Raw genomic sequence first — 19,892 nt, 5'->3', positions numbered from 1 at the left:
AATTGAAGGTTAAGGGGCGTCCTGACATGACAGATGTTGCATTCGACCGTGCGGTAGGCGATCCGACGCCGGTACAGCCGGCTTCCCGGCCCAATCTCGACAAGGGCTTCAACCCGCTGACCATGATCCTGTTCTTCGGCATCCTCGCCGCGGGCCTGCTGTTCGTCGCCTACAGCATCTATGCCGATATCAATGCGACCGGCGTGCGGGTGACGACCTACCTGCCCTACATCCTGCTGTTCGTTGCGCTGCTGATTGCGCTCGGCTTCGAGTTCGTCAACGGCTTCCACGACACCGCAAACGCGGTGGCGACCGTGATCTACACCCATTCGCTGCCGGCCGAATTCGCGGTGATGTGGTCTGGCTTCTTCAACTTCCTCGGCGTGCTCTTGTCCTCCGGCGCGGTCGCCTTCGGCATCGTCTCGCTGTTGCCGGTCGAGCTGATCCTCCAGGTCGGCTCCAGCGCCGGTTTCGCCATGGTGTTCGCGCTGCTGATCGCCGCGATCCTGTGGAATCTCGGCACCTGGTTCTTCGGCCTGCCTGCCTCCTCCTCGCACACGCTGATCGGCTCGATCATCGGCGTCGGCGTCGCCAACGCCGTCATGCGCGGCCGCGACGGCACCTCGGGCGTGGATTGGACCAAGGCGACCGAGATCGGCTACGCGCTGCTGCTGTCGCCGCTGTTCGGCTTCCTCTGTGCCGCCATGCTGTTGCTGCTGCTCAAGTTCATCGTGCGCAACCCGGCGCTCTATGCCGCGCCCGAAGGCAACACGCCGCCGCCGCTCTGGATCCGCGGCCTGCTGATCGCGACCTGCACCGGCGTCAGCTTCGCGCACGGCTCCAATGACGGCCAGAAGGGCATGGGCCTGATCATGCTGATCCTGATCGGCACCGTGCCGACGGCCTACGCGCTCAACCGCGCACTCCCGGAATCCCAGGTCGCCCAGTTCCAGAAGACCTCGGAGGCCGCCTCCAAGGTGATCTCGGCCAAGGGCGCTGGCCACAGCATCATCGGCGATCCCCGTCCCGCGGTGACCCAGTACATCACGGTGCGTCACATCAGCGAGGGCACCTATCCCTCGCTTGCGGTGCTGGTGAAGGACGTCGGCGATCAGGTCGCCAGATATGGCACGTTGAACAAGGTGCCGGCGGAAGCCGTCGGCAACACCCGCAACGACATGTACATGACGTCGGAAGCGATCCGCTTCCTGATGAAGGACAAGGAGAACGATCTCAACAAGGAGGAGATCGCGACCCTGAACGCCTACAAGGGCTCGCTGGACGCCGCCACGAAGTTCATCCCGACCTGGGTGAAGATCGCGGTCGCCATCGCGCTCGGCCTCGGCACCATGGTCGGCTGGAAGCGCATCGTCATCACCGTCGGCGAGAAGATCGGCAAGAGCCATCTCACCTACGCGCAAGGCGCCTCGGCCGAGCTCGTCGCCGCCGGCACGATCGGCGCCGCCGACGTGTTCGGCCTGCCGGTCTCGACCACCCACGTGCTGTCGTCCGGCGTCGCCGGCACCATGGCTGCGAACGGCTCAGGCCTGCAATGGGCGACGATCCGCAACCTGCTGATGGCCTGGGTGCTGACGCTGCCCTGCGCAATCATGCTGTCGGCCACGCTCTACGTGATCTTCTCGCGGATCTTCTAAAGCGTCTGCCCCAGAGACGAAGGGCCCGTGCGATGCACGGGCCCTTTTCTTTTGTGCTTCGGCTTTGGTCCTATGACGCCGCGAGCTGCTCCTCGACCAGCTTGACCCAGTACGACGTGCCAAACACGATCGCCTCGTCATCGAAATTGTAGGCGGGGTGATGCAGGCCGGCGCTGTCGCCATTGCCGCAGAAGATGAAGGCGCCGGGGCGCGCTTCCAGCATGTAGGCGAAATCTTCGCCGCCCATCAGCGGCGACATTTCGTGCACATTGCTTTCGCCCGCGACTTGCATCGCAATGCGCCGCGCCACCTCGGTCTCGGCAGCGTGGTTGTTCACCACGGGATAATTGCGCTTGTAGCGCAGATCGATCTTGGCGCCGGTGATCTGCGCCACACCTGCGACCACCTCATGCACGCGCTTCTCGACCAGCTTGCGCACCTCCGGCGACAGCGTGCGGATGGTGCCCCTCAGCGTTGCCGTCTGCGGAATGACGTTGCGGGCGTTGCCGGCGTGGAATTCGCAGATCGAGATCACCGCCGATTCCAGCGGATCGACGCTGCGCGCGACGATCGATTGCAAGGCGGTGATCACCTGTGCGCCGACCAGCACGGAATCGATGCATTTGTGCGGACGCGCGGCATGGCCGCCGAGGCCCTCGATTATGATGTCGACCTCGTCGGTCGCCGCCATGATCGGACCCGGCCGGATCGCGAACGAGCCGACCGGGATGCCCGGGCCATTGTGCATGCCGTAGACCTGCTCGATGCCGAAGCGCTCCATCAGGCCGTCGTTGACCATCGCCGCGCCGCCGGCGCCGCCCTCTTCAGCGGGCTGGAAGATCACCACGGCATCGCCGGCGAAGTTGCGGGTCTCGGCGAGATAGCGCGCCGCCCCCAGCAGCATCGCGGTATGGCCGTCATGTCCGCAGGCATGCATCTTGCCGGGATTTTTGGACGCGTAAGGCAGGTTGGTCTGCTCCTCGACCGGCAGCGCGTCCATGTCGGCGCGCATGCCGATCACCTTGAGTCCTTCGCCGGCCGGCTTGCTGCCCTTGATCACACCGACCACGCCGGTCTGGCCCAGACCGGTGACGACCTCATCGCATCCGAACTCGCGCAGCCGGTCCGCAACGAATGCTGCGGTGCAATGAACATCGTACAGCAACTCCGGATGCTGATGGATGTCCCGGCGCCAGGCCTGAATATCGGGTTGGAGGTCGGCGACGCGGTTCACGATGGGCATGGAAGATCTCGAGCTTCGTTGGAATGTAGGACTGTCTACCATGCAAGCGCCGGTCCACCCAACAGCTGGGGATCGGGACCTAGCCCTGACGCGCAGGCATGGCCGGGCTTGTCCCGATCAGCTGCGTCTGCCTAATAGGATGGAACGTTGAGTGACCATCCGGGTGGAAGCAGAATGCCAAGGCGGCTCGAAGGTGAATTTGACTACATTGTCGTCGGGGCCGGTACGGCGGGCTGCATCGTCGCGAATCGGCTGTCGGCCGATCGCAACAACCGCGTCCTCGTCCTCGAAGCCGGCGGCGACGACAATTGGATCTGGTTCCACATTCCCGTCGGCTATCTCTTCGCGATCGGCAATCCGCGCTCCGACTGGATGTTCAAGACCGAGCCCGAGCCGGGCCTGAACGGCCGCGCGCTCGCCTATCCCCGCGGCAAGGTGATTGGCGGCTGCTCGGCGATCAACGCCATGATCTCGATGCGCGGACAGGCTGCCGATTACGATCACTGGCGCCAGCTCGGCATGACCGGCTGGGGTTATGACGACGTGCTGCCGCTGTTCAAGCGGCTCGAAGACCACTTCCTCGGCGCCAGCGAGCATCACGGCACTGGGGGCGGCTGGCGCATCGAAGCGCCGCGGCTGTCCTGGGCCATTCTCGACGCCATCGGCGACGCCGCCGAGGAGATGGGCATCAAGCGCATCCCGGATTTCAACACCGGCGACAACGAGGGTACCAGCTATTTCCACGTCAACCAGAAGCGCGGCCGGCGCTGGTCGTCGGCACGCGGCTTCCTCAAGCCGGCACTGAACCGTCCCAATCTGCGGCTCGAGAAGCACGTGCTGGTCGACCGCCTGATCATCGAGCAGGGCCGCGCAATCGGCGTGCGCTTCATCCAGAACGGTGAGATCATCGAGGCGCGCGCAAAGCGCGAAGTCATCCTCTCGGCCGGCTCGATCGGCTCGGTGCAGGTGCTGCATCGCTCCGGCATCGGCCCGGCCGACTGGCTGTCGCCCCTCGGCATCGATATCGTGATGGACAAGCCCGGTGTGGGCCGCAATCTCCAGGACCATCTCCAGCAGCGCGCGATCTATAAGGTCGAGGGCGTACGCACGCTGAACGAGACCTATTACAACCTGTTCCGCCGCGGCCTGATGGGCCTCGACTATGCCTTTCGCCGCCGCGGTCCTCTCACTATGGCGCCGTCACAGCTCGGCATCTTCACGCGCTCGGATGCGACACGCGCACGGGCCAACATCCAGTTCCACGTGCAGCCGCTGTCGCTCGACAAGTTCGGAGATCCACTGCACCGCTTCCCCGCCATCACCGTGAGCGCCTGCAATCTGCAGCCGACCTCGCGCGGCACCGTTCGACTGCGCTCGGCAACGCCAGACGAGAAGCCGATCATCGCGCCGAACTATCTGTCGACCGACGACGACCGCCAAGTCGGGGCCGACGCCATCCGCACCACGCGACGCCTGATGCAGCAGAAGGCGCTGGCAAAATACCGTCCCGTCGAATATCTCCCCGGTCCGACCGTCGGCGATGACGACGCCTCGCTCGCAAAAGCCGCCGGTGACATCGGCACCACCATCTTCCATCCCGTCGGCACGGCGAAGATGGGAGCGGCCAACGATCCGATGGCGGTGGTGGACGAGCGGTTGCGCTTCTACGGCCTCGACGGCCTGCGCATCGTCGACGCCTCGATCATGCCCACCATCACCTCGGGCAATACGAACACACCGACGGCGATGATCGGGGAGAAGGGCAGCACGATGATTTTGGAGGATGCGAAGTAGCATCCTACCTCACATGATCATCCAGCGCTTTTCAATCGGCCCCGTCGACGCAGAGATCGCCATGCTGCAATGGGGCGCGAGCGGCAGGCCGCCTGCCCTGCTCGTGCACGGCACCGGCTTCGTCGCCGACGTATGGGACGAGGTCGCGCGCGAGCTCGCATCGACCTACACCGTCTATGCCCTCGACCGGCGCGGTCATGGTGCAAGCCATAAGCCCGGCGCCTATCACTTCCTGGATTACGCCGACGACGTCTGCCAAGTGGTCGATGCGCTCGATCTTCGCGACATCTACGGCATCGGCCATAGCGCGGGCGCGACCGACCTGCTGCTTGCAGCAAAGATGCTGCCCGGATGCTTCACGCGCCTGTTCTTAATGGAGCCGACGGCCATGGATCCTGGCGCGGCGCGCTCCGGCGGATTGAGCGAGGCATCACTCGCCCGCGTGCAGGGCACGCTGCGCCGGCGAGCCGAATTCGACAGCGCCGACGCCGTGCTCGCGCGTTACCGCGAAGCACCGGCGTTCGCGGATTGGACCGAGACGTCGCTACGCGCGTACGTACGCCACGGCTTCGCGCCACTCGACGGCGGACGAGTACGGCTTTGCTGCACACCCGAGATCGAAGCCGCGATCCTGCTTCCGATCTATGAGGTGATGGAGCAGGTCTATGTCGGCGATGCCCGCGGCAATCCGTTTGCGTCACTCACCAAGCTCGACTGTCCGGTGCGCGTCACGACAGCGGCGAAGTCGGACCCGATCTACAAGGAGATGGCGCGACGCGCGGTCTCGCTGATTCCGGGCGTGACCACGCTGGTTTTCGAGAATGCCGGCCACTGTGTCGCGCAGGAAGCGCCGTCGGCCGTGGTGGAAGCCGTACGTGAGTTCGCCAGGTAAGGCCGCGGACGAGGCAGCCTAAGCAATCGGCTTCAGGCCGACCGCCGCACCGCGTTGTCCACCAGCGTCTTGCCGAGCGACCAGATCGCGCCGGGGACCTTATGGCTGCCGGCGATGACGTCGTCGAACGCCTTCTCGATCCAGCTGCAGTCTTCCTCGGTGATCGTGAGCGGCGGCAGCAGCTTGATGGTGTGGCTGCCGTGACCGGCGACCTGCGTGAGGATCTTGTGATCCTTGAACAGCGGCACAGTGATGAGCTGGCAGAACAGGCCCTTGTTGGCGGTTTCCAGCACGTTCCAGGAGGCACGCAGCCGCAGCGATTTCGGCGGGCCGAACTCTACGCCGATCATCAGCCCCTTGCCGCGCACTTCCTTCATCAGCTCGTAGCCGGGCACCATGCGCGTCAGCGCGAGGCGGAGCTCGGCGCCGCGCTTGGCGGCGGACTCGATCAGCTTCTCGGACTCCATGACGTCGAGCGTGGCAATGCCCGCAGCCATCGCGAGGTCGTTCTTGGAGAAGGTGGAGCCGTGCACCACCGCACGATCCATCTGGTTGAAGATCTTGTCGAAGATGGCCTTGCGCGTCAGCACCGCGCCGACCGGCACGTGGCCACCCGACAGCGACTTCGACAGCAGCACCATGTCGGGCTCGACGTTCCAGTGCTCGACGGCGAGGAAGCGGCCTGTGCGGCCCATGCCGGTCTGGATCTCGTCGGCCACGAACAGCGTGCCGTATTTCTTGCAGAGCGCGGCCGCGCCGGGCAGGAACTCGTCGGTGGGCATGTTGACGCCCTTGCCCTGGATCGGCTCGACGACGAAGGCCGCGACCTCGCGCGAGGCCAGCGCTTTTTCGAGCGCGGCCAGATCGTTGAACGGGATCGGGGTGCAGCCCGGCAGCAGCGGCTCGAAACCGGTGCGGAAATTCGAATCACCCGTCAGCGACAGCGCGCCATAGGTCAGGCCGTGATAGCCGTGGGCGCAATAGACGATGCCCGGACGCCCGGTCGCCGCGCGCGCGAATTTGATCGCGGCCTCGACGCATTCCGCCCCGGAATTGGCGAAGAACGCCTTGTCGAGATAGGGAACGTATTTCAGGAGGCGCTCAGCCAGCACACCGGCGAGCACCGAGACGTCGAACTGGACGAGGTTGGGCAGGTCGGCATCGAGCACGCTCTTGAGCGCCTCGCGCATGACTGGATGATTGCGCCCGATCGCGAACACGCCGAATCCGGACAACAGGTCGAGGTAGCGCGCGCCCTCGCGGTCGTAGAGATACTGCCCCTGCCCCTTCTGGAAGCCGACATCGTAGCCGATGGTCTTGAGAACCCGAACGAACTGCTCATTCAGATATCGGTTATGCAGGGCGCTGCGCTGGGCCTGACGGTCCGCGAACAGCTGAGACATGTCTGGATTTGGACTGTGCATCCGCTACATACTTCGTTTGAGGGCCGTCCCGTCAACTGAAAACGGACCGCTATCGAAAACGCTCTGTGCGGCCTTTTGCCCTTTTTCGGACCATCTTCGCAAGCAGAGCTTTAAACCATGTTGCACTGCCAAGGAACACTCATGCGTTTAGCCCTTTACACCGGAATTATACTGGCTGGCGGTTACACCTGTCTGACCCCCGCGCTCGCCGCGGACCCGACCGGCGACTGGCGGGTCGCCGACGGCGTTGCCAACATCCGTGTCGCCCAATGCTATGGCAGCATGTGGGGCGCCGTTTCCTGGGAAAAGCAGCCCGGGGGCCGCGACGAGAACAATCCCGATGTGTCAAAAAAGAACAGGCCGACGCTGGGCATGCCGACCCTGATCAACATGAAGAAGAAGCCCGGCATCGATCAGTGGGAAGGACAGGTCTACAACGCCAAGGACGGCCAGCTCTACAGCGCCACGATCACGCCGGCCGGTGCCGACCAGCTCGAAATCAAGGGCTGCGTGATGGGGTTCCTGTGCGGCGGCGAGACCTGGACCCGGGTTGCCCCGCCGATCCCTTTGAGCCCGGCCAATGCCATGGCCAAGGGCGCGCCAAAGTCGACCGGCGCGGCGCCGAAAGCCCAGGGAGCGACGGGCGCCACGCCGCCCGCAGCTGGGTCAGCACCTGGATCGGCAGCTGGATCGGTACCTGGGCCTGCTGCCGCCCCGAAGGTTGCGGCCAAGCCCGGTCAGAAGGGCGCCGCCGATCCGGTCGGCGACATCTGCCTACTCCCTGACATTGCGGGGTTTGCCCATTAGGGCCGGCTGAAACAGCAGCACGGCGGCAAGCGTCGTCACCAGCGAGAGTGCGAGCAGCTTGCCCATGCTGGACGTGCCGGGATGGCTCGAGAGCCACAGGCTGCCGAACGCCGTCGCCGTCGTCAGCGCGCTGAAGAAGATCGCCCGTGTCAGGCTGGTCTGGAGCAAGTTCGTCCTGCCCGAGCGCCAAGCCACGACGTAATAGATCTTGAAGGCAACGCCGACGCCGAGCAGGAGCGGCAATGCGACGATGTTGGCGAAGTTGAGCGGCAGGCCGATCAGCACGCAGATCTCGAGCGTCACCACGCCGGCCACCAGGAGCGGCACCAGCGTCATCAGCACGTCGACGAACCGGCGGAGCGTAATCCACAACAACAGGCCGATCACCAGCAGCGCGTAGATGCCGGCGTGGATGAACGCCTTCACCACGGTGTCACCCGATTTCAGGATCGAGACCGGCCCGCCGATCGCGGTCGGCTCGGCCGCAAGCACCGCCGCGGCAAACTTGCGCAGCGTGTCGTTGTCGTTGGGATCGCCCTTCGGCAGTGCCTCGACGCGGATGATGCCGTCCTTGCTCTTCCAGGCGTTGACGAGATCGGGCGGCAGTGAGTTCAGGGTGACCGGCCCGGCCTGCATTGCATTCCTGAGCTGGCTGAACACGATCTTCATCGGCGTGACGAACACATCCTGCGCCTTGTTGCGCGTGGCCTCGTCGCCCTTGGCGAGCTTTTCGAGCGCGTCGGCGAGCCGGCGAGAGGCCGTCGCACCAGGTCCTTTCGCATCGCCCGCAGTCCGGCGCAGATTGTCGACCGAGGATTTCAGCGCCTCGACGTTTTCCTGATCCGACGGCGCCTCGTCGATCTGGTCGGGGTTGAGCGCGGGATTCAGCACCTTGGCGCCCTGAGCGAGCAGCTTCAGCTTCGGCGGCTGGTCCTGCGGCACGAAGCTGTCCAGCGACATCACGCGCAGCACCTCGGGCACCTTCTCGAGCTTCGCCTCGACCTGCTTTGCCTGCTCCTCCGACGTCGTCATCACGTTGATTGCATTGGCCCCGGTGTTGGGATCCTTGCGCAGGTCGAGGAAGGTCGCGATCGATTCGGCGTGCGGGTTGCGCAGATTCATCGGATTGAAGTCGAACTTCATGAAGTACAGCAGCGGCAGGCCGGCGAGCGACAGCAGCAGCGTGCCGCCCACGACCAGCACGCGGTGCTTCTCCAGGAAGTGATCGAGAGGCGCCAGGAAGGCGTAGCCGACCGGCTCCATCTCGCCGGGCGGGTTCAGCAGCTTCAGCAGCGCCGGCAGCACGGTGATCGACGAGAGGAAGGCCACCAGCATGCCGACACCGGCGATCTGACCGAGCTCGGAGATGCCCTTGTAGTCGGTCGGCATGAAGCAGAGGAAGCCTGCGGCCGTTGCCATCGCTGCGAGCGAGAGCGGCACCGCCGAGCGCTTGGCCGCCAGCACCAGCGCGCCCGAGAGATCGTCGTGCTTGTAGCGCTCGGAGCGATAGCGGACGCTGTACTGGATGCCGAAATCGACGCCGAGGCCGACGAACAGCACGGCAAACGCGATCGACAGCAGATTGAGCGAGCCGACCATCATCAGGCCGGCCGCGGTCGTGATCGCAAGGCCCACGAAGAGATTGACGAACACGGCGAAGATGATCTTCGACGAATGCAGTGCCAGCCACAGAATCAGCAGCACGACCAGGACGGTGCCGACGCCATTGACGACGGCGCCTTCCTGGACGGTCGCGTATTCCTCGTTGGCGATCGGCACCGGGCCGGTCAGCCGCACCCGCGCCTGATATTTGTTCGCAAAGTCGAGCTCGGCCGCCGCTTTCCGAATCGCGTCGGTAGCATCTTTGCCGGGCTCCAAGGCGTTGTAGTCGAGGATCGGCTTGAACTCGATGAAAGCGCGCTTGTCCGAATCCTTCAGCGGCTCGTCGCCGACGAGTTCGCGCCAGGAGAAGCTCGCATTGCCCTTGTTGAGCACGGTCTCGACCGTCTGCGCGATCAGGTTGAAGGGCCGCTCGGTGCTGTCGAGCTTGACCTGGCCACGCTTGACGCCGGCGAGACCCGTCTCAAGCGCGCCGGTGAGGCCCCGGATCGAGGGATCGCCGGCCATGATCTCGATCAGAGGCGCCGCGGCTTCGAACTGGCCGGTGATCTTGCCGACCTCCTCGGTCGGCAGGAACAACAGTCCGTTCTTCTCGAAGAACTCGCCACTGCCGAGCTGCTGCAGCGACAGGAAGTTGGTCTTGTCGTCCTTCAGCCTGGCGTAGAGCGCGTCGGCAGCTGCGCTCGCCATCTCCGGCGTTCTGGCTTCGACCACGGCGAGGATCGTTTCGTTCTGATCGAACGCCTTGTCGAATTGCTGGTCGCGCTTGCGCCAGTCGAGATTTTGAGAAATCAGCGAATTGATGTCGGTGTTGATGGCGAAGTGGCGCGCAGCGTAATAGCCGGCTCCCACCGAGAGCAGGAGCCCGAGAATGACGACGAGGGTGGCAAATCGGGTGCAGGCCCTGACGGTGGCAACGACTACGCTTTGCAGCACTTCTTTTCTTTCTGCGGTTAATAGCTTGCCGGAAACGCCCGCTGTTTATCGGAGTTCCCGGGCGAAACCTATTGCTGTTTTCAGTGGCTCTAACCGCGAGAAGTTCGAGTTAAGCGGTGGAAGAGCGTGGCAAATTCATGCGGGCGGTCGGTATAGCCGGGGAGTTGAGGCGGGAAAGTGACGAAAGGGTGAGCACAAATGTCGCCATCTTGCTCACAAGCCTCACATACTATAGTACCGCACAATTGATCTGGCGGGGAACCAAGGGTTCATTCGACCTTCCCTTGTTGCCGATTTTTTGACACAAAGTATTGCGCCTCCATGCGCCGGAGTCCCAAACGGGGGTGGGCAGCTACCGCGTGCGCGAGGCCAATGGTGCGGATATTGCACCTTATTGGTCAGTCGGGGTGCTGCCGGGGGATTTTGAAGCGGATTGGTGCAACTTGCGTAATGGGCGTCTAATGGAAGTTTATCTGGCGCAGCCGCGCGGCTTCTGCGCGGGCGTGGTGCGTGCGATCGAGATCGTGGAACGGGCTCTGGAGAAATACGGCCCGCCCGTCTACGTGCGCCATGAGATCGTGCACAACAAATACGTGGTCGAGAGCCTGAAGAACAAGGGTGCGATCTTCGTCGAGGAATTGTCCGAGGTTCCGCCGAAGTCGGTGACGGTCTTCAGCGCCCATGGCGTCGCCCGCAGCGTCGAGGAAGAGGCTGCAGCGCGCGACCTTCCGGTGCTCAACGCCACCTGCCCCTTGGTCACGAAAGTTCACAATCAGGGGAAGCGATACATCACCAAGGGGCGCACCCTGATCCTGATCGGCCATGCCGGTCACCCCGAGGTCGAGGGCACGATGGGCCAGGTTCCGGGGCCAGTGCTGCTTGTTCAAAGCGTTGAAGAGGTTAAGGCCCTCACGCTGCCGGCGGATACGCCAGTGGCCTACATCACCCAGACCACCCTGTCGGTCGACGACACCAGGGACATCATCGCGGCCCTCCAGGCCCGCTTTACAGATATTCAAGGCCCGGATATCCGGGATATCTGCTATGCGACACAGAACCGCCAATCTGCGGTAAGGGACTTGAGCAAGCTGGTCGACGTGATCTTGGTGGTGGGCGCTGCCAACAGTTCGAACTCGAATCGGCTCCGCGAAATCGGCACTGAGGCCGGCGTCGCGAGTTATTTGATTGCCGACGGCAGCGAGCTCAATCCGGAGTGGTTGAAAGATGCCAGGACCGTCGGCGTCACGGCCGGCGCTTCAGCGCCTGAGGTACTCGTGGATGACGTGATCGAAGCGATGCGGCGGATCGGACCGGTCAAGGTCCAGGTGCTGCCGGGCCGCGAGGAAAACATCGAATTCCGGCTTCCGGCCCAACTGGCTGCGAGCTGACCCACCCGAATTGAAAAGCCCAGAAAGAAACGTGTAATGGCCATCCCCTTCTTCAAGGAAATGCGTATCGGCGGCTATTTGCTCAAGCAGAAACTGCTTGGCCGCAAGCGCTATCCGCTCGTGCTGATGCTGGAGCCGCTGTTTCGCTGCAACCTCGCCTGCGTCGGTTGCGGCAAGATCGATTATCCGGATGCGATCCTCAACCGCCGCATGACGGCGCAGGAATGCTGGGACGCCGCCGACGAGTGCGGCGCGCCGATGGTCGCCATTCCCGGCGGCGAGCCGCTGATCCACAAGGAGATCGGCGAGATCGTGCGCGGCCTCGTCGAACGCAAGAAGTTCGTCTCGCTCTGCACCAACGCGCTGCTGCTCGAGAAGAAGCTCGATCTGTTCGAGCCCTCGCCGTATCTGTTCTTCTCGGTGCATCTCGACGGCCTGAAGGACCATCACGACAAGGCGGTGTCGCAGAAGGGCGTGTTCGACCGCGCGGTGTCGGCGATCAAGGCGGCCAAGGCGCGCGGCTTCACCGTGAACGTCAACGCGACCATCTTCGACGGCCATCCGGCCGAGGAGATCGCCAAATTCCTCGACCTCACCGTCGAGCTCGGCGTCGGCGTCTCGATGTCGCCAGGCTACGCCTATGAGCGTGCGCCGGACCAGGAGCACTTCCTCAACCGCACCAAGACCAAGAAGCTGTTCCGCGACGTCTTCGCCATGGGCAAGGGCAAGAAGTGGAATTTCATGCATTCCGGCCTGTTCCTGGACTTCCTCGCCGGCAACCAGGAATACGAGTGCACGCCATGGGGCATGCCCGCGCGCAACATCTTCGGCTGGCAGAAGCCCTGCTATCTGCTCGGTGAAGGCTACGCCAAGACCTTCAAGGAGCTGATGGACACCACCGATTGGGACACCTACGGCACCGGCAAGTACGAGAAGTGCGCCGACTGTATGGCCCATTGCGGCTACGAGCCGACGGCGGCGACTGCTGCGCTCAACAACCCGCTGAAGGCGATGTGGGTGTCGCTGCGCGGCATCAAGACCTCGGGTCCGATGGCGCCGGAGATCGACATGTCCAAGCAGCGCCCGGCGCAGTATATCTTCTCGGAGCAGGTCCAGAAGAAGCTGTCAGAGATCCGCAAGGACGAAGCCGCCGCCGCGCAGGCGAAGGCCGCGCAGAAGGCTTCGACCGCGGCGTAAGCGCACGGATCAATCTCACGACGAAGGCCCGGCCGCGATCGCGACCGGGCCTTTTCTTTGTGCCGGTGTGCGCAGCCCGTGTCCCGGACGCGCTGCAGCGCTCTTTGCGCTGCTGCGCAGAGCCGGGACCCAGCAGCCCCGCGCCGTGTCGATGCATGGGCCCCGGCTCTGCAGCGCATCGTCGAAGGGACGCTGCGCTGCGTCCGGGGCACGAAGCATGAGTGTGTTGCTGGCTCTCTCCGCGTCGTCATTGCGAGGAGCCCTTGCGACGAAGCAATCCAGAATGGTCAGATGCAGAGCATCGGCGAAATCCATTCCCCCTCTCGGCAAGGTCGAGCGCCGCCGCAACCATCGCTCCGTCCTCGACCATAACGGTCGGAAGCCCCGCGAACACACGAAGCGCGTGCACGATGCCTGCGGCCTGATAACCGTACGCGCTTCGTAGCACCCGTTCGACTTTGAGGAGCACCGTGACGGCGGCAAAGACCCTCTGGCCGTCGATCAAGGCGCGGGCGCGCGCGGATTAGGTCGCGTGATCTCCGGTCAGGTAGCGGATGATCAGACTGGTATCAATCGCGATCATGCCGCCGCCTGGCTTCGGCAAGCACGCTCGCGTCCATCTCTTCGAGCGTCTTCGGCTTGCCTGGATAATTCAAGACGCGAACACCTCTTCCGGTCGCGTCGCCGCAAAGGCCGGCGCAGGCTTCAATAGGACGCCCTCCGAAGTCTCCTCGACGGTAAAGGCGCGTCCCAGCCTTCCAGTCCCGCGCCCTGCAAATGACGCTGGGCAGGATGACCTGCCCCTTGGTGGAAACGACAGTAGTGAGCTTATCCGTCGGCCATGGCCCGACCTTTCGAGGTAAGACAAACGTAAGATAAACGCATATGGAGGAAACCACATCGCGTCGATGGCGCCGCCTGTGACAATCTCGCGCCTCAAAAAGCTAAAGGCCCGGTCGCATGCCGGGCCTTTTGTTTGTCAGATCGAGAATCGCCGCCTCAGGCCGCCTTCGACACCAGCTCTTCGCTCTCGATCAGCTCGGTGCCGATCAGATAATCACGGCAGCCGCGCAAGGACCGCAGCGCGCGGTTGAAGTCGATGCCGGTCGAGACCAGCGCATGCAGCGTCGTGGGGTTGCGGACGATGCCGCGCAGCACGGCCGGAAGGTCGATCTGGCCGTTCGGCTTGATCGCGGCGCGGGCGAGCGCCGGCAGCGCGCGATGGGCGGGGTCGCTGATGACGCGGACCGCGGCAAACGGCAGCCCGGCCTCGGCGGCGTAGGCAGCCGCAATGTGGCTCTCCATGTCGACGGCCGCAGCGCCGGTCTCCGAATGCAGCGCTGCCTTGCAGGAGCGCTTCGTGACCACTTCCTCGGCACCGGCGAGGCTGCCGCGCACCACGCGGCGGCGCCCCGAGGTCAGGCGATCGATGAGGTCGTCGCCGAGCGACAGCCCGGCGGCCCAACGGGTGTCGCCGGACAGCACCTCGGTCGCCAGCACGACATCGCCGGAACGCAAGCTCGGGTCCAACCCGCCGGCTACGCCGAAGGAGATCACGCCGCGAATCGTCTCGGGATCCACCACCGTCAGCAGGGCCCGCAACTGGGTGGGGCTGCTCGACGAACAGATGACCGCCATGCCAGGCCCGGCCGCAATACGGGCCTCCTGAACCAGTCCGGTCACGATCAATATCGGCCGCGGGTCGATGGTATTACCCACGGTAAAATAGTCCCCCGTCCCCAAAGTCACATTCCGACCCCTACCACCCTGCTGTTGGTGTTCCGCAAGTTCCGATACCGCGCCAATGCCCACAGCGGGAAGAACTTTGGGTAACCATGATACCGTAGATAGAACACGCGGGGGAAGCCTGTGGCGGTGTACCGCTGCTCGTCCCACAGTCCTTTTTTGTCTTGTGTTGCAATCAGGTACTCCACCCCGCGGGCGACGGCCGGGTGATCAACCTCGCCTGCCGCCATCAGGGCAAGCAAGGCCCATGCCGTTTGCGAGGCGGTCGAGGGGGCGGCCTCCCAGCCCTTGTAGTCCAGGCGGTAGCTGACGGCGTCCTCGCCCCAGCCACCGTCCTCGTTCTGGATCGAGGTGAGCCAGTTCGCGGCTTTGCGAATCATGGGGTCCTTGTGGTCGACGCCGGCCATGTTGAGGGCACAAAGCACCGACCAGGTTCCATAGATGAAGTTCATGCCCCAGCGGCCGTACCAGGAGCCCTCGGGGTGCTGGGTCTTCCTGAGATAGGCGACGCCGTCGGCTACGTGCTTGCTGGTCTTCTCGGTCTCGCCGAGCTGGGCCAGCATCGAGATGCACCGCGCAGTGACGTCCTCGGTCGGCGGATCGAGCAGCGCACCGTGGTCCGAGAACGGGATGTTGTTCAGGTAATATTCGAGGTTGTTGACGTCGAAGGCGGCCCAGCCGCCGTCGTCGCTCTGCATGCCCTCGATCCACTCCCGGCCGCGGGCGATCGCGGCGTCGTAGCCGGCAACCCCGTGCTCCCGGCGCATGCGATCCATCGACATCACCACGACGGCGGTGTCGTCGAGATCGGGATAATGGGCGTTGTTGTACTGGAAGGCCCAGCCGCCGGGGCGCACGTCGGGCCGCTTCGCCGCCCAGTCGCCCTTCACCTCGAGCTCCTGCTTCGGGATCAGCCAGTCGAGGCCCTGCTTGGCCGCTGGCACCGCTTTGTCGCCGCCGGCTTCGAGCAGCGCATGGGCCGTCAGCGTCGTGTCCCACACCGGCGAGACGCAAGGCTGGCAATAGGCCTCCTCGCCGTTGATGACGAGCAGCTTGTCGATGCCGCGGCGCGTGGTGGCCCGCGGCGGATAGTTCTCGTCCTTGCCGAGCGCGTCATACATCATGACGATGTTGGCCATCGGCGGATAGATCGCGCCCATGCCGTCCTCGCCGTTGAGCCGCTCTTCGGTGAAGGCGAGCGCCGCGTCGATGGCGCGCTTGCGCAGGCTCCTCGGAAACATCGGCTCGATGACGCGCAAGGCTGCATCGAGCGAGCGAAACAGCACGAACCAGGCCATGCTCTGGTGCGGCGCCTTCGCGGTCATGCCGATCGAGCGCGGATCCTGCAGGAACAGCTCGTCGATGCCGACGCCCTTCGGATTGCGCGCGCGCGGCTTGAGCGCCGCAAGCACCATCAGCGGCACCATGGTGGTGCGCGCCCAATAGGAAATCTTGTTGAGGTGGAACGGCGACCAGAACGGCAGCAGCACGATCTCGACCGGCAGCACCGGCACCGCGCGCCAGGTCAGGACGCCGAACATCGCCAGCGTGAAGCGGGTGAAGACGTTGCTGTGGATCGCGCCGCCGCGCGAGCGGATCGCCTCGCGCGCGCGCACCATGTGCGGTGCGTCGATGGAATCGCCGATCATCTTCAGCGCAAAATACGCCTTCACGCTGGCGCTCATGTCGAACTCGCCGTCATGCACCAGCGGCCAGCCGCCATGGGCACCCTGGATGCGGCGCAGATAATTGCCGATCCTGGCCTCGAGCACGACGTCGACCGGCTCGGCGAGGTGGTGGCGCAACAGAATGTATTCTGCGGGAATCGTGGCATCGGCCTCGAGCTCGAACACCCAGTGGCCGTCGGGTTGCTGGAAGCGGAGGACGCCATCGGTCGCCGACGCAATGCTCGATTCCAGTGCCTTCGAATCCAATACCTTCGAATCCACTATCTTCGAATTCAAGGCTTCGCGGCTGGTCGCGTTCACGGAATCCATGTCGCTCGATTGCTCCGATAGTCCATTGAAATTGGCCGGGGCATCGCCCGTCAGGGCCGCTTTGCGGCCAAAACCAGATCGGCGGCACGATCGCCCGATCGGACCGATCCCTCGATGGTTGCTGGCAATCCCGTAGCAGTCCAATCGCCGGCAAGAAACAGGTTTTTCAGCGCAGTGACCGGCCCCGGACGCAGGGCATTCTGCGCCGGCGTCGCCGCAAATGTGGCACGGCGCTCGCGCACGATCTGCCACGGGGGCAGCTCACCCGAAACGCCGCCGGCCTTGCAGACATCGTTCCAGATCGCCTGCGCGAGTTCCTCGCGCGGCATGTCGACCAGACGGTCGCCATTGCTGATGGTGACGGACAGCCGGTTCGGGAATGCGAACAGCCACTCCACCACGCCCCCGATGACGCCGAGGATCGGCGCGGAGCCCGGCGGCGGCTCAAAACGGAAATGCGCGTTGACGATGGCGCGGAATTCGGTCGGCGTCTTCAGGCCCGGCAGCAGGGTGGCGGCGGCGCGCGGCGGCACCGCCATCACGACGACATCGCCGTCATCGAGCGCGATCACGTCCTCGCCGCCGAAATTCAGCGCGCTGGCCTTGCCGTCTCCGGTCGCAAACGACCGCAATTCATGGCCGAGCTGAACGCTGTGGCCCCTCTCCTGCAAGAACTTCACCGCGGGCTCGATCAGCACGGCACTGAGACCGTCGCGCGCGATCAGGGGCCGGCAGGCCTGCCCGCCCGCGAGCAGCGTCTCGCGCACGATCGCGCCGGCAAGCCCGGCCGACCCCTCGGGCGGATCGACGTTGAGCGCCGCCAGCAGCAGCGGCTGTACCAGGCGCTGGTAGAGCATGCCCTCGGTCGGGATCGACTTGCCGACCGGCGTCTCCTCCGACGCCCAGATCAGCGGCGCTAGCTTCAGATAGTCGGTGAGACCCGTATCAGGGACGCGGCGGCTCTCGTCGAGCACCCAGGTCGGCAGCCGGCCAGCGCCGAGATCGATCTGCCAGCGCTGTCCGGTCTTGATGTCGACGAAGGGAAACTGCGCGCTCTCGGGGCCGACCAGGCCTGCCTCGGTGCCGATCGCGCGCGCATAGGCGCGCGCATGGCTGTTGCCCGACAGCAGCAGATGATTGCCGTTGTCGATGGTGAGGTTGGTGGCGCCATCGAAATAGGACCGGCAGCGGCCGCCGGCCTGATGCGTCGCCTCGTGCACGGCGACCTTGAAGCCTGCATTGGCGAGCCGCACGGCGGCAGAGAGGCCGGAAATTCCCGCACCGATGATGTGAGCTGTGTTTTGCATCAGATGAAAGCGTAACGGAGCAGGATCAGGATACGTGTGACCTTCGACACACGCACCGGCTCGCGCGGCGCGTTGAAGCCGCGCGCTATCAGGAGGTCCAGAATGGAATGATAGTATTTCGACATGATCCGCGGCGCGCGCACCGCGCGGCGCTTATTGCGGTTCATGATCTCGTCGGACTTCTCGAAATGCGATTTTGCGCGCTGCGCCAGCGGCAGGCAGACCTTCGGCAGGGCGCGCTCGGTGATCACGCGATCGGGATCGTTGGAGGTGATGCCGGCATGCATCAGCGCCTCGCGCGGCAGATAGAGCCGACCGAGGCCGGCGTCCTCGTCGATATCGCGCAGGATATTGGTGAGCTGGAGCGCGCGGCCGAGATGATGGGCGAGCAGGATGCCATCCTCCTCCGGCATGCCGAACACGCGCACCGAGAGACGCCCCACGGCGCTGGCCACGCGATCGCAATAGAGATCGAGCGTCGCCATGTCGGGCGCACGGATGTCCTGCGGCACGTCCATCTCCATGCCATCGACGATGGCCAGGAAATCCTCGCGCTTGAGGCCGAAGGCCTTCACCGAGCCGACATAGTCCTTCAGCCGCGGCGGCGGATTGCCCTGATAGAGGGCGTCGATGTCGTTGCGCCATTGCTGAAGCGCGGCGAGCCGCTCCTCGCGCGGGCCATGGGAATCGGCGATGTCATCGACCTGGCGGCAGAAGCTGTAAATCTGGAACATCGCTTCGCGCTGGTCATGCGGCAGGATGCGCATCGCGGCGTAGAACGAACTGCCGGATGCGGTCGAGCCATAATTGGCGCCGGGCGAGGTCGCCTCAAGCGTCATGTGCAGTCCCCGGTCTGGAAATGGCCTTCCGTCCGAACGCGCGCCGGCCGACTTCGCCGATCATGCCGGCGAGGCTGAAGGTGAGAAGCTCGAACTTGTTCAGGTGCACGCGTTCGCGCAGGGGATCCCGCACCTTGAGCAGACGCACGATGCGGTCGGCATAGGCCTGGATCACCGAGATGTCGACGCCGAGGCGGAAATCCCTCACCTCCGCGCTGAGCGACTTACTCTCGTTCAGCAGCGCCTCGTTGCGCACGGCGAGGGCCTGAAGGCAGGCCAGCATCGCCGGCGGCGACTGCGCCAGCCCGAGCTCTTCGACTGAGGCGCCGTGTGCTGCCAATGCATCGCGCGGCAGATAGACGCGGTTGAGCTCGCGGAAATCCTTGCCGCAATCCTGCAGATGGTTGTTGATCTGGAGCGCCGCGCAGAGCGCATCCGATGCCGCCCAGGTCGAGGTGCTCTCGCCGTGGACGTCGAGCATGAAGCGGCCGACCGGCATCGCCGAATAGCGGCAATAATGGATGACCTCGTCCCAATTCTCGTAACGGAGCTTGGTCACGTCCATGCGGAACGCAATGAGCACGTCGAGCGCATGACGCGGCGCCATGCCGCGTTCGGCCAGCGCACGACGCAGGATCACGGCCTCGGCCTGGGTGTCGCCATTGCCGAGCAGTTCCGCCTCGAGCAGATCGAGATAGCTAAGCTTCTGGTCGGCCGGCAGCGCCGCATGGTCGGCAATGTCGTCGGCGGTGCGGACGAAATTGTAATAGGCCAGGATCAAGGCACGGTGACGCGGATGAATGATCCAGGACGCGACGGGAAAATTCTCGTCGCGGTCACCCTTGCCGGATCGCAATTCGCTCGCAGAGGTCATCGAGGGCTGGTTTACAATCGTTTGGACAGGAAGGGCTTTTTTGCTCGCGCGGGCTCATGCCGACGATGCCGCCGCGGCCCCCATATAGGGGAATACGGCCGCAAAACCAATCCTGTCTGTCGATGGCTGCCCCTCGCGGATTTGCGCCTGAAAAGGCGGCCCCGGGGGCCGCC

At 64.4% G+C, this 19,892-nt stretch carries 14 protein-coding genes and 1 pseudogene; 6 read left to right on the top strand and 9 right to left on the bottom strand.

The window, feature by feature from the left end; all coding sequences use genetic code 11:
* The first annotated feature begins 26 nt into the window (after positions 1 to 26).
* Positions 27 to 1,655, top strand: a complete 1,629-nt coding sequence (locus BCCGELA001_RS13580) for an inorganic phosphate transporter (protein WP_060735527.1) — start codon at positions 27 to 29, stop codon at positions 1,653 to 1,655.
* Positions 1,656 to 1,725: 70 nt separating this feature from the next.
* On the opposite strand, the gene BCCGELA001_RS13575 is transcribed toward BCCGELA001_RS13580, so the two are convergent.
* Complete coding sequence (locus tag BCCGELA001_RS13575; protein ID WP_060735526.1) at positions 1,726 to 2,898, bottom strand: M20 aminoacylase family protein; 1,173 nt, start codon at positions 2,896 to 2,898, stop codon at positions 1,726 to 1,728.
* Between the two features lie 174 nt (positions 2,899 to 3,072).
* Here BCCGELA001_RS13575 and BCCGELA001_RS13570 point away from each other — a divergent pair, with 174 nt between their 5' ends.
* Positions 3,073 to 4,692 carry a GMC family oxidoreductase gene (locus BCCGELA001_RS13570; RefSeq protein WP_008553305.1) on the top strand — a complete coding sequence of 540 codons (1,620 nt, stop codon included), beginning with the start codon at positions 3,073 to 3,075 and terminating at the stop codon, positions 4,690 to 4,692.
* Between the two features lie 13 nt (positions 4,693 to 4,705).
* Positions 4,706 to 5,584 carry an alpha/beta fold hydrolase gene (locus BCCGELA001_RS13565; RefSeq protein ID WP_060735525.1) on the top strand — a complete coding sequence of 293 codons (879 nt, stop codon included), beginning with the start codon at positions 4,706 to 4,708 and terminating at the stop codon, positions 5,582 to 5,584.
* Between the two features lie 32 nt (positions 5,585 to 5,616).
* On the opposite strand, the gene hpnO is transcribed toward BCCGELA001_RS13565, so the two are convergent.
* Positions 5,617 to 7,008 carry an aminobacteriohopanetriol synthase HpnO gene (gene hpnO / locus BCCGELA001_RS13560; protein ID WP_008553291.1) on the bottom strand — a complete coding sequence of 464 codons (1,392 nt, stop codon included), beginning with the start codon at positions 7,006 to 7,008 and terminating at the stop codon, positions 5,617 to 5,619.
* A gap of 141 nt (positions 7,009 to 7,149) precedes the next feature.
* Here hpnO and BCCGELA001_RS13555 point away from each other — a divergent pair, with 141 nt between their 5' ends.
* Positions 7,150 to 7,815: a DUF2147 domain-containing protein gene (locus BCCGELA001_RS13555; protein ID WP_008553289.1), complete on the top strand. Its 666-nt coding sequence runs from the start codon at positions 7,150 to 7,152 to the stop codon at positions 7,813 to 7,815.
* Here BCCGELA001_RS13555 and BCCGELA001_RS13550 read toward each other — a convergent pair.
* Positions 7,783 to 10,371 (bottom strand): MMPL family transporter, encoded by a 2,589-nt coding sequence (locus tag BCCGELA001_RS13550; protein ID WP_060735524.1) that lies wholly within the window; start codon positions 10,369 to 10,371, stop codon positions 7,783 to 7,785. The two genes, BCCGELA001_RS13555 and BCCGELA001_RS13550, sit on opposite strands and share 33 nt — an antisense overlap.
* Positions 10,372 to 10,832: 461 nt before the next feature.
* Here BCCGELA001_RS13550 and ispH point away from each other — a divergent pair, with 461 nt between their 5' ends.
* Positions 10,833 to 11,759: a 4-hydroxy-3-methylbut-2-enyl diphosphate reductase gene (gene ispH / locus BCCGELA001_RS13545; protein ID WP_060735523.1), complete on the top strand. Its 927-nt coding sequence runs from the start codon at positions 10,833 to 10,835 to the stop codon at positions 11,757 to 11,759.
* 36 nt (positions 11,760 to 11,795) lie between these two features.
* Complete coding sequence (gene hpnH, locus BCCGELA001_RS13540) at positions 11,796 to 12,956, top strand: adenosyl-hopene transferase HpnH (RefSeq protein ID WP_008553273.1); 1,161 nt, start codon at positions 11,796 to 11,798, stop codon at positions 12,954 to 12,956.
* Positions 12,957 to 13,525: 569 nt separating this feature from the next.
* Here the strand turns inward: hpnH and BCCGELA001_RS38810 are convergent.
* From BCCGELA001_RS38810 to hpnC, 6 genes and pseudogenes are all read right to left on the bottom strand, one after another.
* Positions 13,526 to 13,843: pseudogene (locus BCCGELA001_RS38810) on the bottom strand (AbrB/MazE/SpoVT family DNA-binding domain-containing protein).
* A gap of 112 nt (positions 13,844 to 13,955) precedes the next feature.
* Complete coding sequence (locus BCCGELA001_RS13530; protein WP_060735522.1) at positions 13,956 to 14,705, bottom strand: phosphorylase; 750 nt, start codon at positions 14,703 to 14,705, stop codon at positions 13,956 to 13,958.
* Positions 14,702 to 16,699 carry a squalene--hopene cyclase gene (shc, locus tag BCCGELA001_RS13525; protein WP_060735521.1) on the bottom strand — a complete coding sequence of 666 codons (1,998 nt, stop codon included), beginning with the start codon at positions 16,697 to 16,699 and terminating at the stop codon, positions 14,702 to 14,704. Before shc ends, BCCGELA001_RS13530 begins: the two co-directional genes overlap by 4 nt.
* A gap of 50 nt (positions 16,700 to 16,749) precedes the next feature.
* Complete coding sequence (hpnE, locus tag BCCGELA001_RS13520) at positions 16,750 to 18,006, bottom strand: hydroxysqualene dehydroxylase HpnE (RefSeq protein WP_060735520.1); 1,257 nt, start codon at positions 18,004 to 18,006, stop codon at positions 16,750 to 16,752.
* The gene (gene hpnD / locus BCCGELA001_RS13515; protein ID WP_060735519.1) at positions 18,006 to 18,845 is read right to left on the bottom strand and encodes a presqualene diphosphate synthase HpnD; all 840 of its coding nucleotides are present in this window, start codon (positions 18,843 to 18,845) and stop codon (positions 18,006 to 18,008) included. Before hpnD ends, hpnE begins: the two co-directional genes overlap by 1 nt.
* On the bottom strand, positions 18,835 to 19,719 hold the full coding sequence (gene hpnC, locus BCCGELA001_RS13510; RefSeq protein ID WP_008553261.1) for a squalene synthase HpnC: 885 nt from the start codon (positions 19,717 to 19,719) through the stop codon (positions 18,835 to 18,837). Before hpnC ends, hpnD begins: the two co-directional genes overlap by 11 nt.
* Positions 19,720 to 19,892: the final 173 nt, after the last annotated feature.

This window comes from Bradyrhizobium sp. CCGE-LA001 (assembly GCF_000296215.2).
GTDB lineage: Bacteria > Pseudomonadota > Alphaproteobacteria > Rhizobiales > Xanthobacteraceae > Bradyrhizobium.
The sequence above is the reverse complement of the archived record's forward strand: the minus strand, read 5'-3'. Positions and strand labels throughout refer to the sequence as shown.